This window comes from Streptomyces siamensis (genome assembly GCF_039543605.1).
GTDB classification, from domain to species: Bacteria; Actinomycetota; Actinomycetes; order Streptomycetales; family Streptomycetaceae; genus Streptomyces; species Streptomyces siamensis.
In genome coordinates this window covers 265,157-280,551 of sequence record NZ_BAABKB010000045.1, presented here as the reverse complement: position 1 = coordinate 280,551, position 15,395 = coordinate 265,157, and the positions used below count along the sequence as shown (strand labels likewise).

The 15,395-nt window shown below is 72.9% G+C and carries 15 protein-coding genes; 9 read left to right on the top strand and 6 right to left on the bottom strand.

Translation table 11 applies throughout. From position 1 onward, the window contains the following. The first annotated feature begins 26 nt into the window (after nucleotides 1-26). Nucleotides 27-1,373: an FAD-dependent monooxygenase gene (locus ABEB03_RS41410; protein WP_345658212.1), complete on the top strand. Its 1,347-nt coding sequence runs from the start codon at nucleotides 27-29 to the stop codon at nucleotides 1,371-1,373. Between the two features lie 16 nt (nucleotides 1,374-1,389). Further along, nucleotides 1,390-2,301, top strand: a complete 912-nt coding sequence (locus tag ABEB03_RS41405) for a Gfo/Idh/MocA family protein (protein ID WP_345658211.1) — start codon at nucleotides 1,390-1,392, stop codon at nucleotides 2,299-2,301. On the opposite strand, the gene lnt is transcribed toward ABEB03_RS41405, so the two are convergent. Both lnt and ABEB03_RS41395 read right to left on the bottom strand, forming a co-directional pair. Then, entirely contained in the window at nucleotides 2,219-3,814 is a 1,596-nt protein-coding gene (lnt, locus tag ABEB03_RS41400; protein WP_345658210.1) for an apolipoprotein N-acyltransferase, read from the bottom strand. The genes ABEB03_RS41405 and lnt overlap by 83 nt on opposite strands. 213 nt (nucleotides 3,815-4,027) lie before the next feature. After that, nucleotides 4,028-4,522, bottom strand: coding sequence for a nuclear transport factor 2 family protein (locus tag ABEB03_RS41395; RefSeq protein ID WP_345658209.1), 495 nt, complete (start codon nucleotides 4,520-4,522; stop codon nucleotides 4,028-4,030). A 239-nt stretch (nucleotides 4,523-4,761) separates the two neighbouring features. On the opposite strand from ABEB03_RS41395, the gene ABEB03_RS41390 reads away from it, so the two are divergent. Next, complete coding sequence (locus ABEB03_RS41390; protein ID WP_345658208.1) at nucleotides 4,762-5,502, top strand: SDR family NAD(P)-dependent oxidoreductase; 741 nt, start codon at nucleotides 4,762-4,764, stop codon at nucleotides 5,500-5,502. Between the two features lie 300 nt (nucleotides 5,503-5,802). On the opposite strand, the gene ABEB03_RS41385 is transcribed toward ABEB03_RS41390, so the two are convergent. After that, nucleotides 5,803-5,982: a hypothetical protein gene (locus tag ABEB03_RS41385; protein ID WP_345658207.1), complete on the bottom strand. Its 180-nt coding sequence runs from the start codon at nucleotides 5,980-5,982 to the stop codon at nucleotides 5,803-5,805. Nucleotides 5,983-6,143: 161 nt separating this feature from the next. After that, nucleotides 6,144-7,019 carry an undecaprenyl-diphosphate phosphatase gene (locus ABEB03_RS41380; RefSeq protein WP_345658206.1) on the bottom strand — a complete coding sequence of 292 codons (876 nt, stop codon included), beginning with the start codon at nucleotides 7,017-7,019 and terminating at the stop codon, nucleotides 6,144-6,146. Between the two features lie 331 nt (nucleotides 7,020-7,350). Here ABEB03_RS41380 and ABEB03_RS41375 point away from each other — a divergent pair, with 331 nt between their 5' ends. The 3 genes from ABEB03_RS41375 to ABEB03_RS41365 are packed head-to-tail and all read left to right on the top strand — an operon-like array spanning nucleotide 7,351 to nucleotide 10,282. After that, entirely contained in the window at nucleotides 7,351-8,622 is a 1,272-nt protein-coding gene (locus ABEB03_RS41375) for a Gfo/Idh/MocA family protein (RefSeq protein ID WP_345658205.1), read from the top strand. Then, nucleotides 8,619-9,560: a DUF6807 domain-containing protein gene (locus tag ABEB03_RS41370; RefSeq protein ID WP_345658204.1), complete on the top strand. Its 942-nt coding sequence runs from the start codon at nucleotides 8,619-8,621 to the stop codon at nucleotides 9,558-9,560. Before ABEB03_RS41375 ends, ABEB03_RS41370 begins: the two co-directional genes overlap by 4 nt. Continuing rightward, on the top strand, nucleotides 9,557-10,282 hold the full coding sequence (locus ABEB03_RS41365) for a cupin domain-containing protein (protein WP_425589371.1): 726 nt from the start codon (nucleotides 9,557-9,559) through the stop codon (nucleotides 10,280-10,282). The genes ABEB03_RS41370 and ABEB03_RS41365 overlap by 4 nt, the downstream gene beginning before the upstream one ends. Nucleotides 10,283-10,379: 97 nt before the next feature. Here ABEB03_RS41365 and ABEB03_RS41360 read toward each other — a convergent pair whose 3' ends face one another. After that, complete coding sequence (locus ABEB03_RS41360; RefSeq protein ID WP_345658203.1) at nucleotides 10,380-10,841, bottom strand: winged helix-turn-helix transcriptional regulator; 462 nt, start codon at nucleotides 10,839-10,841, stop codon at nucleotides 10,380-10,382. A 102-nt stretch (nucleotides 10,842-10,943) separates the two neighbouring features. Between ABEB03_RS41360 and ABEB03_RS41355 the strand changes: the two genes are divergently transcribed. Next, nucleotides 10,944-12,113, top strand: a complete 1,170-nt coding sequence (locus tag ABEB03_RS41355; protein WP_345658202.1) for a thiolase family protein — start codon at nucleotides 10,944-10,946, stop codon at nucleotides 12,111-12,113. Between the two features lie 150 nt (nucleotides 12,114-12,263). Here the strand turns inward: ABEB03_RS41355 and ABEB03_RS41350 are convergent, their stop codons facing one another. After that, complete coding sequence (locus ABEB03_RS41350) at nucleotides 12,264-13,064, bottom strand: TVP38/TMEM64 family protein (RefSeq protein WP_345658201.1); 801 nt, start codon at nucleotides 13,062-13,064, stop codon at nucleotides 12,264-12,266. Between the two features lie 49 nt (nucleotides 13,065-13,113). Here ABEB03_RS41350 and ABEB03_RS41345 point away from each other — a divergent pair, with 49 nt between their 5' ends. Continuing rightward, the gene (locus tag ABEB03_RS41345) at nucleotides 13,114-13,848 is read left to right on the top strand and encodes a DNA alkylation repair protein (RefSeq protein ID WP_345658200.1); all 735 of its coding nucleotides are present in this window, start codon (nucleotides 13,114-13,116) and stop codon (nucleotides 13,846-13,848) included. Between the two features lie 317 nt (nucleotides 13,849-14,165). Beyond that, on the top strand, nucleotides 14,166-15,335 hold the full coding sequence (gene tuf / locus ABEB03_RS41340; RefSeq protein ID WP_345658199.1) for an elongation factor Tu: 1,170 nt from the start codon (nucleotides 14,166-14,168) through the stop codon (nucleotides 15,333-15,335). The last annotated feature ends 60 nt before the right edge of the window (nucleotides 15,336-15,395 follow it).

The following is a 15,395-nucleotide window of genomic DNA, read 5'->3' as shown; positions in this document are numbered from 1 at the left end:
GTGACCCCTGAGGGCCAGGAGGAGCCATGACCGAGGTGCCCGAGGTTCCGGCGAGGCCGGTGGCGGCAAGGACAGGAGCGGCACGAACCGTGGCGCGGCCCACCGACGCCCGGGCCGCCACCAAGGGCGCCACGGCCGAGCCGCCCGGCCGGCCCCGCGCGGTCGTCGTCGGAGGCGGCATCGGCGGCCTCACCGCGGCCCTGGCCCTGCGCCTGCGCGGCTGGCAGGTCACCGTCCTGGAGCGCTCCCGCTCGCTCACGACCGTCGGCGCGGGCATCTCCCTGGCACCCAACGCCCTCCGCGCGCTCGACGTGATCGGCATGGGGGACGAGATCAGGGGACTCGCCGCCTGGCAGGGGGACGGCGGAATGCGTACCCCGCAGGGGCGCTGGGTGTCCCGCACCAGCGCCTCCGCCCTCGCCGAGCGCTTCGGCGGCCCACTCGTGGTCGTGCACCGTGCCGAGCTCGTCGCACGACTCGTCGCCCGGCTCCCCGAGGACACCGTCCGGACGGCCGCCGAGGCGCGGCTCGCCGACCCGGGCGACCTCGCACGCCCCGCCTTGGTCGCCACCGCGGACGGCGGCCTGGAGGCCGAACTGGTCGTGGGTGCCGACGGCATCCACTCAGGTGTGCGGCAGGTGCTCTTCCCCACGCATCCCGGGCCCGTCTACTCAGGCTTCACCACCTGGCGGATCGTGAGCCCGGCACCGCGGCAGGCCTTCGACGCCCACGAGACCTGGGGGAGGGGCCGCATCTGGGGCACCCAACCGCTCAAGGACGGCAGGATCTACGCGTACGGCGCCGCTCTCGCCCCCGCCGGGCAGCGCGCCGCCGACGACGAGAGGCAGGAGCTCCTGCGCCGGTTCGGCGACTGGCACCACCCGATCCCCGCCCTGATCGCCGCCACCGATCCCGCGCACGTGCTGCGTCACGACGTCCACCACATCGCCGAACCGCTGCCGGCCTTCCACCGCGGCCGGACGGTTCTCCTCGGCGACGCCGCGCACGCGATGCCACCGACCCTCGGGCAGGGCGGCAACCAGGCCGTCGAGGACGCGATCGTCCTCGCCCATCACGCCGGCCCGGACGCCGCCGACCTCGCCGCGTACTCCGCGGCCCGGGCGCCACGCACCGCCGCCATCGCCCGCAAGGCCGTCCAGGTGGCACGGATCGACATGATGACCAGCCGCGCCGGCATCGCCGTACGCAACGCTGCTCTCGCCGCGCTGTCCAAGGCCGGGCCCACGCTCCTGCTGCGGGGCTTCGACGGCATCGCCGACTGGCGACCGCCGCAGCCGCCGTATGCTTCCGTCGAGGCCGCGCCGGCCACCCGTCCGGCCGGACCCGAGCCGGTCACCGGAGCCGGCACCTGAACGCGAGGAGAGCTCAGTGAAGGTCGGCTGCATCGGACTCGGCGACATCGCGCAGAAGGCCTACCTGCCGGTGCTCGGAGCGCAGCCGGGGATCGAACTGCACCTGCACACGCGCACGCCCGAGACGCTCCACCGAGTCGCCGACGGCCTGCACCTGCCGCAGGCGCAGCGCCACACCGACCTGGCGGACCTGCTCGCACAGGGCCTCGACGCGGCGTTCGTGCACGCGGCCACCGTCGCGCACCCGGAGATCGTCACGCGACTGCTGGAGGCCGGTGTACCGACGTACGTCGACAAGCCCCTCGCGTACCGGCTCGCCGACTCGGAGCGGCTGGTCCGGCTGGCGGAGGAGCGGAACGTCAGCCTCGCCGTCGGCTTCAACCGGCGCTACGCACCCGGGTACGCGCAGTGCGCCGACCACCCGCGGGAGCTGATCCTGATGCAGAAGAACCGCATAGGACTGCCCGAGGAGCCGCGCACGATGGTCCTCGACGACTTCATCCACGTCGTGGACACCCTGCGGTTCCTGGCGCCCGGCCCGGTCGACGACGTCACCGTGCGGGCCCGGGTCGCGGACGGACTGCTGCACCACGTCGTGCTGCAGCTCGCCGGCGACGGATTCACCGCCCTCGGCGTGATGAACCGCCTCAGCGGATCGAACGAGGAGATCCTCGAGGTCTCGGGCCAGGACACCAAGCGTCAGGTGGTCAACCTTGCCGAGGTGATCGACCACAAGGGCCAGCCCACCGTGCGGCGGCGCGGGGACTGGGTCCCCGTGGCCCGGCAGCGCGGCATCGAGCAGGTGGTCCTCGCCTTCCTCGACGCCGTACGCGCGGGCAAGGTGCTCAGCGCCCGTGACGCGCTGGCCACCCACGAACTGTGCGAGCGGGTGGTACGTGAGGTCGAGCAACGGACCGCCGCAGCCTGACCGCGCGGACGCCCTCCGTCGCGCACAGCGCCGCCAGCACCATCAGGGCCGCGTACACCGGCCAGTCGCCGAACCGGACGTACGGCGTGACCCCGCGGGCCAGCGGGACCTCGTACACCATCGCCGCGTGCGAGCCCGTGCCGAGCCAGGAGCCGATGCGCTCGCCGCTCGGGCCGTAGACAGCGGAGACGCCTGTCAGGGTCGCGTGCACCATCGGGCGTCCCGTCTCGGCGGCCCGCAGCGCGGCCAGCGAGGCATGCTGCTCGGGCGCCCAGCTGTGCTGGAACGTCGACGTCGACGACTGCGCGAGGAGCACCCCGGCGCCGTCCTGGGCGAGGTGCCGGCTCATGTCGGGGAACGCGGACTCGAAGCAGACCATCGGGCCGACGCGCAGCCCGTGCCCCACGTTCATCACCACCTGCTCGCTGCCGCGTCGGCGGTCCTCGCCCGCCGCCTTGCCCACCGAGGTCGCCCAGCCGAGCAGGGAACGCGCGGGCACGTACTCGCCGAAGGGGACGAGCCGCATCTTGTCGTAGCGGTCACCGGTCGGACCCTGCGGGCCCACCAGGACCGAGCTCTTGTAGATGCCCGGACGGTCGGAGCGGCGGGCGTCGACGTTGACCAGGATGTCGGCGCCCGTCAGCCGGGACAGCGCGGTGATCCGCTCCGCCAGATCGGGGCGGTCCGCCAGGTCGAAGCCCACACTGCTCTCGCCCCACACGACGAGGTCGACGTCCTTCCCGGCGAGCGTGCGGGTGAGGGCCTCCTCGCGCGCGAACCGCTCGGTCCCGCTCCCGATGCCGTCCACGACGCCCGGCTGCACGACGGCCACCCTGACCCGGCCGTCGACGTCCGGGCGCGGTGACCACACCCACGCCGCCGACGTCACGGCCGCGGTCGCCACCAGCCCGGCCACGGCGGGCACACGGGCCCGGCGCACCGCGATCAGGACGGCGACGGCGACGTTGACAGCCACCACCAGGAAGCTGAGCAACCACACACCGCCGACCGAGGCGAGCCGCAGCGCGGGCGCCACTTCCCACTGGCTCGACCCGAGCAGACCCCACGGGCCGCCCAATCCCTGCCAGGAGCGAGCGAGTTCGACCATCAGCCAGCCCGAGGGCAGCACGATCAGCGCGGCGGCGACATGGCCCGCGGAGGGTGCCCCCGCCAGGAACCGTCGCACGAGCCGGCCCCAGGGGGCCCACAGCAGTCCGAGCAGCGCCGCTATCAGCACCGTGAACACGTGCAGACTGGGCAGCAGCCAGTGGTGCACGGCCAGCATGAAGCCGAGCCCGCCGAGCCAGCCGTCGTAGGCGGCCTGTCTCCCGGTCGGCGCCGAGCGGATCAGCAGGATCCAGGGCACCAGGGCGACGTATGCGAACCACCACCAGGACGGGGCGGGGAAGGCGAACACGGGCAGGGCGCCCGCCAGTGCGGCGAGGACCGCGCGCCGCCATGGAGAGCCGAGCCACAGCCCGAGCCGACCGGGCCGACCGTCCGGCCTCTGCATACAGCGCCTCCCTCCCCAGGTGGTCCTTCCAGTGTGCGCGCCCTCGGCGATCTCCGACAGAGGGCCTCGGACGGGCCGCGTTCCTGCGGTGACCTCGGGGGTTCGGGTAGCCGCGACGGACGGCAGGGACTCCGGAGGCCGCCGGTGCCGTCAGGAGTTCAGCCGCCCGCGGGGGCAGGGACCCGGGAGGCCACGGGTGTGGACCTCAGGGATTCACGAGGACGCCGGCACCGGGGTGCGCCGCCACTTCTCCTGGACGACCACCTCTCGCAGCCGCCAGCCGTCGTCCGTACGCACCAGACCGAAGGCGTACCGGCCGCCGCACACGAAGTCGGGCGCGGTGGAACCTCCGTCCGCTCCCGGCGAGGCGCCGTCCGGTGTCGCGAACCGCATGGGATTGATGTAGTCCGCCTGCACCCGGGCCGTGTCTCCGGTGTCCTGGTCGAGGATCCCGAACCGAACCCGGCGGTTCACGATCAGGTGCTGACGCATGGGGAACAGTTGCATGCTCCGGGCCAGCCACTCCGCGATGTGCGCGGCGTCTCCCTCGATGCCGCCCGCCGAGCGGTAGTCCGCGCGTCCGTCCGCCGTGAACAACCCTCGGTACGCCTCCCAGTCGCCGTCGTCCACGGCCACGGCGTACTCGGTGACGAGTCCGTCCACGGCGAGCCTGTCCATCACGGTGGCGAGCTCCACACGCTGCGTCATCGGCTCAGTGTTGGCCACGGGGCGTGCCACGCCAAGGGGCGTGCGGCGACATTCGGTGGCCGCTTCGAGGTCGCCCGGTGGCCCCTGGTCGCGGCCGGTGCGGCCGGAGGCCCGCCGGACAGAGCCGCTCGCCCCGGCGCCGGGACGCTCCCTGCCCGACAGGGGCGTCCGCCCGTCTGGGATCGTAGGTGATCCACATGCGGTCGAAGGTGACCGATTCCCGGCGCGAGGAGGCTCTTATGACACGTCCGGTCACGATCGTCACGGGTGGCAGTCGGGGGATCGGAGCCGCCACGTGCAGGCGCCTCGCGGCGGACGGGCACGACGTGGTGGTGGGGTACGTCAGTGACGGCGAGGCGGCCGAGTGGACCGCGACCGCCGTTCGCGCCGCCGGAGCGCGTTGTGTGACCGTCCGCGTGGACACGTCCGACGAGGACGACGTGGACCGGCTCTTCGAGACGGCGGCGGAGCGGCTCGGCCCGGTCACGGGCCTGGTGAACAACGCCGGGGTGACCGGTCCGCTGGGCAGACTCGCGGACGCCGACCCCGCCGATCTGCGCAGAGTGGTGGAGGTCAACCTGCTGGGCACGCTGCTCTGTTCGCGCCGCGCCGCCCGCTCGATGGCCGCCTGGGGGAGCGGTGTCATCGTCAACGTGTCGTCGGCCGCCGCCACGTTGGGCAGCCCCGGAGAGTTCGTGCACTACGCGGCCACCAAGGCGGCCGTCGACGCGCTGACGACGGGGCTGGCCAAGGAGCTGGGCCCCGACGGCATCCGCGTCAACGCGGTCGCGCCCGGGATGATCGACACGGAGATGCACGCGACGATGGGAGACCCCGGCCGCGCCGAACGGGCCGCCTCGTCGATCCCGCTGCGCCGCGTGGGCGAGGCCGACGAAATCGCCGCCGCCATCGCGTGGTTGATGTCCCCCGAGGCGTCGTACACGACAGGGGCGGTGCTCCGGGTGTCCGGAGGAAGGTGACGGGCGCAGACGACGGGCGCGGGGCTGCCGACCCGCCGATGCGGTCCGGTGCCGGCGTCGACCGGCCGGTCGGAGGGTGCTGGGCCGCCGCCGCGTTCCGGGCCACCAGGGTCCCGGACACGGGCCGGTGGCAGAGGCTGCCGGCCCGGATTCCACGAGCGGCGTCGGGACGGGCGGTCTTCGGAGGATGCCTCGGGCGGGTGGCCCTCGGAGGGGCTCATGGAGCGTGGGCTCCGGGAGAGTGCCCCGGTCGCGTCCAGGATTCCGCGGGCGGTGTGCGGCCGGGTGTACCCGGGCCGGTCAGGCGGCTTCGACGACCCCGCCCCGGATCGCCTCCGCCCACCGCACCACGAGCAGCTCGTACTCCGCGCGCTCCTGGGCGGACAGGGAACCGCCGGCGCGGGTCCACAGGGCGCGGATCTGCTCGTTTAACGCGGCCGCAGACCGCACGGAACCAGAGGGTGTGGAATCGGGGGACATGCGCACAAGCCTAGGGGCAAGGACTGACACTGCGCTACCGGACGGCTACTCATCCCGTATGTGCTTCGTCACGGCCGACGGCCGGGAGCCGTGCTGCGAGGCGGTGAAGCGCACGTCATCACCCGTGGGACAGCGTCCCGCCTGCACGGCGGACCGTCGGCTCAGCCCGCGGACTCGGCCGCGTGCGGGCTCAGCGCGCCCGTCGTCACCAGCGCGATGATGACGATGCCGAGCGCGATCCGGTACCAGACGAACGGCATGAAGCTCTTGTGCGAGATGAACTTCATGAACCAGGCGATGACGGCGTAGCCGACGGTGAAGGCGATGACCGTCGCGAAGATCGTCGGGCCCCAGGAGACATGACCGCCCTCGGTGGCGTCCTTGAGCTCGAAGGTGCCGGAGGCGAGCACGGCCGGCATCGCGAGGAGGAAGGAGTAACGGGCCGCGGCCTCACGGGTGTAGCCCATGAACAGGCCGCCGCTGATGGTCGCGCCGGACCGGGAGACGCCGGGGACCAGGGCCATCGCCTGGCAGACGCCGTACAGGAGTCCGTCCTTGGCGTTCAGGTCCTGAAGTGTCTTGCGCTGCTTGGCCGCCCGGTGCCTGCCGCCCGTTTCGTCGCGTGCGGCGAGCCGGTCGGCGATGCCTATGACCACACCCATCACGATCAACATCGTGGCGGTGACGCGGAGATCGCGGAACGGTCCCTCGATCTGGTCCTTGAGCGTCACGCCGAGCACGCCGATCGGGATCGAGCCGACGATCACCAGCCAGCCCATCTGGGCGTCGTGGTCCCGGCGCATCGCCTTGTTCGTGAGCGAGCGGGACCAGGCCGAGAGGATCCGGCCGACGTCCTTGCGGAAGTAGATCAGCACCGCCGCTTCCGTGCCGAGCTGGGTGATCGCGGTGAACGCCGCGCCCGGGTCCTTCCAGCCGGCGAAGGCCGCCGTCAGCCGCAGATGCGCGCTGGAGGAGACGGGAAGGAACTCGGTCAGCCCCTGGACGAGTCCGAGGATGAGGGATTCAAACCAAGACATGAAGTTACGTGGTCCAAGTGCTGATCGTGGAAGGGGCGATGGGCGCGCCGTGACGCTTGTGTGGTGATCACGGGCGATGAGGGCAGCGTAGCGCCCGCGGGTGACAGCTCGGCCACAGGGGCTTCGCGGCGGCGGGCGAGAGGGGCCTCGGCGGGCTCCGGCCGCGGCTGTGCGGAGCTTGTCCGGTGCTCGGCCGAGGTGTTGACCGGCCGCTGCGGCGCCGCATACGTTGCGGCACGAGGGAAAGCGCTTGCTCCGGCCTGGCTCGACCCGGGCCGACAAGCGTTGGCCAACGTCCGGCGTCGCGTCCGATGGAGTGCTGATCAGGTCCATGCCCACACCCCGCATCGCAACCGAGACCTTCCCGGGCCGCCCGGCGGCCACCCCCTTCGCGGGCCGCCGTATCAGGGCGGCCGTCGTCGGCGCGGGCGCCATCGCGCGCGGGAGCCACCACCCCGCGCTCGCCCGGCTCGCCGAGGAGGGCGAGACGGAAGTCGTCGCCGCGGTCGACATCGCCGAGGAGGCCGTGCGGGACTTCTGCGCCACGGCCGGGATCCCGCACGCCTACACCGATCTGGACCGGATGCTGGAGGAGCAGCGACCCGACCTGGTAGCCGTCTGCACCCCGCCGACCCTGCACCGTGAGCAGACCGTCGCGGCGCTGCGCGCGGGTGCCTGGGTCTGGTGCGAGAAGCCGCCCGTGCCGACGCTCGCCGACTTCGACGCCGTCGAGGCTGCCGAGGGCGAGGACCATGGCCCGTACGCCTCGATCGTCTTCCAGCACCGGTTCGGATCCGGCGCCGGGCACGTCAGGCGGCTGATCTCCGACGGCGCCCTCGGACGTCCCCTCGTCGCGCACTGCCAGACCACCTGGTACCGCAATGCCGACTACTACGCCGTGCCCTGGCGCGGACGCTGGGCCACGGAGGGCGGCGGGCCCGCGATGGGCCACGGCATCCACCAGATGGATCTGCTCCTCGATCTGCTGGGGCCGTGGAGCGAGGTGCGCGCCATGGCCGGGCGTCTGGTGCACGACATCGAGACCGAGGACGTCTCGACCGCCCTCGTGCGGTTCGGGAGCGGCGCGCTGGCCACCGTCGTGAACAGCGTGCTGAGTCCGGACGAGGTGAGCCGCATCCGTGTCGACTGCGAACGCGCCACCGTGGAGCTCACCCACCTGTACGGACACCGGAACGACGACTGGCGCATCACGCCGGCGCCGGACGTACCGGATGCGGAGGCCGCGGGCTGGCGGGACTTCGGTGCGGACGTGCCCAGCTCGCACCTCGCGCAGTTGCGGGACCTGATCGCGAGCATGCGCGCCGGTGAACGGCCGCGCAGCAGCGGCGCCGACGGGCGGACCAGCCTGGAACTGATCAGCGCGCTGTACAAGTCCGCGTTCACGGACACGACCGTCCGGGCCGGGGAGATCGGCCCGGGCGACCCGTACTACACGGCGCTGCACGGCGGCGCCCCGGGCTGGGCACCGGCCGCGTCCGGCGCGCACGCGGCCCCGGGTCCGCGCGAGTCGCCGGATCCGCCCGGAACAGGCGGGACGACACGGGAGACCGCGCCCGGCGCGGGGCGGGAGGTGTCGGCATGAGCGGAGTCCCGGCCGACGGCCCGCGCGTCGTCCATGCGCACGGCGACCGCATCACGATCAGTGACGCCACCACGGGTGTCGAGCTGCTGAGTTACGTCTATCGGCCCGAGGCCGCCTGGGAGGCCCCGAAGCCGTACCTGCATCCGCTCCGGACGCTGGCCGGCGACGTCGTCACGGACTACCGGCCCAACGACCACCGCTGGCACAAGGGCCTGCAGATGACGGCCTCGCATCTCTCCGGCCAGAATCTGTGGGGCGGCAACACGTACGTCCACGGACAGGGCTATCGCGAACTCCCGGAGCGTGTCGGGTCGATGGCGCACGTCGCGTTCGACGAGGTGGCTTCGGGCGGGGGCCGCGCGGTGATCGCGGAGCGCCTCACATGGCATCCGTACGACGGCGAGCTGTGGGCCGACGAGAAGCGGCGCATAGAGGTGCACGACATCGACCCGGAGACGGGCTCCTGGGCCCTGACCTGGACCACCGCTGTCACCAACCGCCGCACCGAGCCGCTGCGCTTCGGCAGTCCGACCACCGCGGGGCGGGAGATGGCGGGCTACACCGGCCTGTTCTGGCGCGGGCCGCGCGCCTTCCGCGGCGGGCGGATCATCGGACCCGAGGCCGAAGGGCCCGCGCTGATGGGGCGGCAGGCACCCTGGATCGCGTACTCGGGGGAGCACGACGGTGCCGACGGGCACGCCACGCTCGTCTTCGCGCACGCCCCGGAGAACGATCACGCCGGGGCCGGCGGCGGGCATCCGGCCCACTGGTTCGTCCGCAACGAGCCCTTCGCCGCCGTCGCCCCCTCGCTCGCCTTCTTCGACGAACTGGAGCTCGCGCCCGGGGACACCCTCACCCGGCGCTACCGGGTGGTGGTGGCGGACGGTGCCTGGGGGCCCGCCGAGGCGGTCAAGTACCTGGAAGAGCACCCCTGGTGAGCGCCGCGACCGCCGGCTTCGCCGGGCTGCCCGGAGCCGTCGCCGTCTCGCACCTCCGCGTGTACGACTGGCCCGCCGCCGACGGCGTTGCCGGGGGAACTCCCCATGTGCACCTGACGTGTTCTGAGGCGTATGTCGTCACCGGAGGGCGCGGGGCGGTGGAGACGCTCACCACCTCCGGGTACGAGGTCACGCCGCTCGCGCCCGGCACCGTCGCGTGGTTCACTCCCGGCACGATTCACCGGCTGGTCAACGAGGACGAGCTGCGCATCACGGTCCTCATGCAGAACAGCGGACTGCCGGAGGCGGGCGACGCGGTCCTCACGCTGCCCCCGGAGCACCTGACCGATCCCGAGACGTACGCGGCGGCCACGGTGATCCCGGTGGACGCGTCGCAGGAGGAGCAGGCCCGGTTCGCCCGCGCCCGGCGGGACCTGGCCCTCGACGGCTACCGGGCGCTGCGCGACGCGGACGGGCCCGAGCCGCTCGCCGCGTTCCACCGGGCCGCGGCGCGGCTGGTGCGGCCCCGCCTCGCGGAGTGGCGTGAGCGGTGGCGGCGGGGTGCCGAGGCGGCGGCCGCGGCCACGGGGGACCAGCTCGACCGGCTGGAGCGCGGCGACGCGTCGCACCTCGCCGACGCCGCGGTCCGGGCCGAACAGCCTTCCGCGCTCGGCCGGTTCGGGATGTGCGGGCGGCTCGACGTCTACAAGGGGAACGACTAGGCGCGCCGGTCGTGGGGTGGTCCGCACGCGCCGGAGCGGCCGGACGGGCGTCGTCCGCCCCGCGGCCCCCGCCGGCTCCGCGGAGCAGCGGTGGAACCTAGGCCACCACGGGGCCCGTCACCGTCCAGCCCGGCGCCTGCGGGTGGGCCGTCAGATCGTGCTGGTGCACATCCTCGCGGCACTCGGCGCACACGATCTGCGGGACCAGTTCGTTGCCGCAGACGTGCTCGATCACCATGGGGCGGTCCCCGTCCGCGTGCAGGTGGCGGTCTCCCCAGGCCATCAGGGTCATCAGGACCGGCACCAGCTCCAGGCCGGACGACGTGGGCCGGTACTCGTAGCGCTTGGGGCGCTCGCTGTACTCGACCTTCTCCAGTACACCGGCGTCTACGAGGCGCTTGAGGCGTGCCGTCAGCACGTCGCGCGGGGCGCCGATGTTGCGGACCAGCTGGTCGAACCGCCGGGCGCCCAGGGACACCTCGCGCAGGACGAGCAGGGAGTACTTCTCGCCGACCAGGGCCAGGGTGTCGGCGATCGAGCAGGGGCGTGCGTCCTTCATGCCACCAGTCTACCGGGTGGGTTGGAATATCCAACCTACTAAGCTACTCTTGGGTCACTTAGCGGGTTTGGAAAACGAACTCAGTGAGTCTGGAGATCGAACATGCGTGACGCCGTCATCGTCGAAGCCGTACGCACTCCCGTGGGCAAGGGCAAGCCCAACGGCTCCCTCGCCCAGGTCCACCCGGTGGAGCTCCTCGCCCACACCCTGCGGACCCTCGTCGAACGCTCGGGAGTCGACCCGGCGCTCATCGACGACGTCATCGGAGGCACCGTCGACCAGGTCGGCGAGCAGGCCATGAACACCACCCGGTACGCCGTGCTCTCCGCCGGATTCCCCGAGACCGTGCCCGCGACCACCGTGGACCGCCAGTGCGGCTCGTCGCAGCAGGCCGTGCACTTCGCCGCGCAGGGCGTCATGTCGGGCGCGTACGACATCGCCGTGGCCTGCGGTGTGGAGTCGATGAGCCGCGTCCCGATGTGGTCCAACGTGCCGGCCGGCAAGGACCCCTTCGGGCCCGGAGTCGCCGCACGCTTCCCGGAAGGCCTGGTCCCCCAGGGCATCAGCGCCGAACTCATCGCCGCCAAGTGGGGCATCTCGCGCGAGCAGATGGACGCCTTCGCGGTGAGCTCGCACCAGAAGGCGGGCGCGGCCTGGGACAGCGGTCTGTTCGACGCGGAGGTCGCCCCCCTGGAAGGCGTGACGCGCGACGAGTCCGTCCGGCCCGGCAGCACCACCGAGATACTCGCCGGGCTCAAGCCCGCGTACTACGACCCCGCGTTCGGCGAACGCTTCCCGCAGATCGACTGGGGCGTCACCGCGGGCAACGCGAGCCCCGTCAACGACGGCGCGTCGGCGGTGCTCATCATGTCGAGCGAGACCGCGGCCCGCCTCGGCCTGCGCCCCCTCGCCCGGCTGCACAGCTTCGCCGTCACCGGCTCCGACCCGCTGCTGATGCTCACCGGCGTCATCCCGGCCACCGAGAAGGTGCTGCGCTCGGCCGGACTGTCCCTCGGCGACATCGACCTCTTCGAGGTGAACGAGGCCTTCGCTGCCGTCGTCCTCGCCTGGCAGCAGGAGACGGGCGCCGACCTGTCCAAGGTCAACGTGCACGGCGGCGCCATCGCGCTCGGCCACCCGCTCGGCGCGAGCGGTACCCGTCTGACGACCACGCTCGTCCACGCGATGCGGACCCGCGGCGCCCGCTACGGGCTCCAGACGATGTGCGAGGCGGGCGGCCTCGCCAACGCGATGGTGATCGAAGCGCTGTAGTGCGCTGCGGGCCTCGGCAGGCCGCCTGAGCTGCTCCCGTCCGGCCGGTGCGAACTGCCGTACGCGGCAGGCACCGCCGTGGCCCGGGTGCCGCGCGGGCGGACGCGAACCGCGTGCGGTGGCCGCGAACGCCCGCGTGCGGCCGTGCGGTCAGGTGGCGCGCAGATGGTGCCGCTTGCGCCACGCCACGACCGCGCCCACGAGACCCGGCACCGCGATGCAGCCCATGGCGATCAGGAACGCGGGCGACGTCGGCGTCGAGGCCCGCGCGCCGGCGACGGCGTAGGCGGCCGTGTTCGGGATAGAACCGAGCGCGGTGGCGAGGAGGAAGGGCATCCAGCCCATGCGGGAGACGGCCGCGCAGTAGTTGGCGGCCCAGAACGGCACCCCGGGGAACAGCCGGGCCACCATCATCGAGCGGAACCCGTGTCTGCTGAGCTGACCGTCCGCGGCCTTCAGCCAGCGGCCGCGCAGCAGTGGACGCAGCGCGTCCTGCCCGAGCACCCGGCCCAGCCCGAAGGCGACCCCGGCACCCAGGACCGTGCCCGCGAGCGCCGTGCCCAGGCCCAGTTGGGAGCCGAAGAGGGCGCCCGCCGCGAGATTGAGCAGCGGACGGGGCACGAAGGCGACCGTGCACAGTCCGTACGCCACGGCGAACGCGGCGGCGGCCGCCGCGCCCCCGAGGTGAGGTGGCCAGCCGTCGGCCAGCAGGCGCTGTGGTTCGAACAGCAGAACGGTCGACGCGGCTGCCGCGAGCAGCGCCACGAGGAGCGAGAAGCGCGACCAGGGCGACAGCAGCACTCTGCCGCACCGGCCGGCCGGCCGGGTGCGCCCGGCGATCAGTGCCGCGGGCGCGGCAGCGGTGGATTCAGTGGTGAGGGCGAGCTCCGTGGCGGCGGCCCGGGGAGTGGCCGTGGCGGTGCCCCCAGAGCGGGTGGTGGCATCGAGCATCCGGTGACACTAACCGACGTATGTGTGTGATCGCCGTATGGTTCGTCTCATGGGCGTCACAGCTACCGGAACGTCAGGTGCCCGATTCGCGGCGCCGAGCAGTGCTTTCGCGGACATCGTGCTGCCGCGCCTCACCGCCGCCTACGCCGCGGCGGCCGACCCCGACCGGGCCGCGTCGATGCGCGCGTACATGAAGGACGTCGCCCCCTTCCTCGGTCTGACGACGCCCGGCCGCCGCGCCCTGTCGCGGACCGTCCTGGGCGGCACGGCACGCCCCGACGAAGTGGACTGCACGGCGCTCGCCCTGCGTTGCTGGGAGCTGCCGGAGCGCGAATATCACTACTTCGCCGTCGACTTCCTGCGCCGCCACGTCGCCCGGCTGTCGTCGGGATTCCTGCCGGTGGCCCGCCACCTGGTCAGCACCGTCCCGTGGTGGGACACCGTCGACGCGCTCGCCGCGCACGTGGTGGGCGGGCTGGTGGCCGCCGACCCGGAGCTGAAGGCCGACATGGACGCCTGGATCGAGGACGACGACCTCTGGGTCGCGCGAACGGCGCTGCTCCACCAACTGCGCTACAAGGAGGACACCGACACCGCGCGGCTCTTCGCGTACTGCGCCCGCCGGGCCGGGCACCCCGACTTCTTCATCCGCAAGGCGATCGGGTGGAGTCTGCGCGAGTGCGCGAAGACGGACCCCGGGGCGGTACGGGAGTTCGTCGCCCGCGAGCGCGGCCGCCTCGCTCCGCTGTCCGTCCGCGAGGCGCTCAAGAACATCGGCCCCTGACACCCCCGGGGCACCAGCCGCACCACCCGTCGCCCCGGCACCGAAAACCATTCGACGCGGACGGACGCGTCGGAGATGATCTCCCCATGTTCCGGTACGCCTTCCTCCTCGCAGCATCCGCAGTCGCGGATGCGCCGAAGGCTGCCGTCCCGATCGTCGTGGCAGCCGTAGACGGCGCCCGAAGCTGACCCTTCCCGGATCGTCCGGCGGACCCCGCAGGGGGAGGGTCGGCGAGTCCTTGGGGTCCCCGTCCCGGCCGTTCGCGCCGGGGCCATCACTCGGTTCCGCCGACACTGAAGAGGCTTCGAGGTACAGCCATGCCCAAGACGGCTTACGTGCGCACCAAACCGCACCTGAACATCGGCACCATGGGGCACGTCGACCACGGCAAGACCACCCTGACCGCCGCCATCACCAAGGTGCTCGCCGAGCGCGGCTCCGGCACCTTCGTACCGTTCGACCGGATCGACCGGGCGCCGGAGGAGGCCGCGCGCGGCATCACCATCAACATCGCGCACGTCGAGTACGAGACCGACACCCGGCACTACGCCCACGTGGACATGCCGGGCCACGCCGACTACGTCAAGAACATGGTCACGGGCGCGGCCCAGCTCGACGGGGCGATCCTCGTCGTCTCCGCGCTGGACGGGATCATGCCGCAGACCGCCGAGCATGTGCTGCTCGCCCGTCAGGTGGGCGTCGACCACATCGTCGTCGCCCTCAACAAGGCCGACGCGGGCGACGAGGAGCTCACCGACCTGGTGGAGCTGGAGGTCCGCGAACTGCTCTCCGCGCACGGCTACGGGGGCGACTCCGTGCCGGTGGTACGGGTCTCCGGCCTCAAGGCCCTGGAGGGGGACCCGCGGTGGACGGCGGCGATCGACGCCCTGCTCGACGCGGTCGACACCTATGTGCCGATGCCCGAGCGGTACCTCGACGCGCCGTTCCTGCTGCCGGTCGAGAACGTGCTCACCATCACCGGCCGCGGCACGGTCGTCACCGGTGCCGTGGAGCGCGGCACGATCCGTGTCGGAGACCGTGTCGACGTGCTCGGCGCGGCGGTCGACACGGTGGTCACCGGTCTGGAGACCTTCGGCAAGCCCATGGAGGAGGCCCAGGCCGGCGACAACGTCGCGCTGCTGCTGCGCGGGGTGCCCCGCGACGCGGTCCGGCGCGGGCACATCGTCGCCGCGCCCGGCAGCGTCGTGCCCAGTCGCCGCTTCACGGCGCAGGTGTACGTGTTGTCGGCACGCGAGGGCGGGCGTACGACCCCCGTCTCCACCGGGTACCGGCCGCAGTTCTACATCCGCACCGCGGACGTGGTCGGCGACGTCGACCTCGGCGCGACGGCCGTGGCCCGGCCCGGCGACACCGTCACCATGACGGTGGAGCTCGGCCGCGACGTGCCGCTGGAGCCCGGTCTCGGCTTCGCGATCCGCGAAGGCGGCCGGACGGTCGGCGCGGGCACGGTGACGTCGGTCGGCTGACCGCCGCCGGGACGGCGGGTGTCCGCCCCTGAGAAGGGGCGGACACCCGCTCGTCGCGCT

Coding starts and splice junctions, on each gene's coding strand:
- ABEB03_RS41355 (WP_345658202.1), top strand. CDS start 10,944: ATGCGTGACGCCGTCATCGTCGAAGCCGTACGCACTCCCGTGGGCAAG.
- ABEB03_RS41345 (WP_345658200.1), top strand. CDS start 13,114: ATGGGCGTCACAGCTACCGGAACGTCAGGTGCCCGATTCGCGGCGCCG.
- ABEB03_RS41375 (WP_345658205.1), top strand. CDS start 7,351: ATGCCCACACCCCGCATCGCAACCGAGACCTTCCCGGGCCGCCCGGCG.
- tuf (WP_345658199.1), top strand. CDS start 14,166: ATGCCCAAGACGGCTTACGTGCGCACCAAACCGCACCTGAACATCGGC.
- ABEB03_RS41410 (WP_345658212.1), top strand. CDS start 27: ATGACCGAGGTGCCCGAGGTTCCGGCGAGGCCGGTGGCGGCAAGGACA.
- ABEB03_RS41380 (WP_345658206.1), bottom strand. CDS start 7,019: ATGTCTTGGTTTGAATCCCTCATCCTCGGACTCGTCCAGGGGCTGACC.
- ABEB03_RS41370 (WP_345658204.1), top strand. CDS start 8,619: ATGAGCGGAGTCCCGGCCGACGGCCCGCGCGTCGTCCATGCGCACGGC.
- lnt (WP_345658210.1), bottom strand. CDS start 3,814: ATGCAGAGGCCGGACGGTCGGCCCGGTCGGCTCGGGCTGTGGCTCGGC.
- ABEB03_RS41390 (WP_345658208.1), top strand. CDS start 4,762: ATGACACGTCCGGTCACGATCGTCACGGGTGGCAGTCGGGGGATCGGA.
- ABEB03_RS41350 (WP_345658201.1), bottom strand. CDS start 13,064: ATGCTCGATGCCACCACCCGCTCTGGGGGCACCGCCACGGCCACTCCC.
- ABEB03_RS41360 (WP_345658203.1), bottom strand. CDS start 10,841: ATGAAGGACGCACGCCCCTGCTCGATCGCCGACACCCTGGCCCTGGTC.
- ABEB03_RS41385 (WP_345658207.1), bottom strand. CDS start 5,982: ATGTCCCCCGATTCCACACCCTCTGGTTCCGTGCGGTCTGCGGCCGCG.
- ABEB03_RS41395 (WP_345658209.1), bottom strand. CDS start 4,522: ATGACGCAGCGTGTGGAGCTCGCCACCGTGATGGACAGGCTCGCCGTG.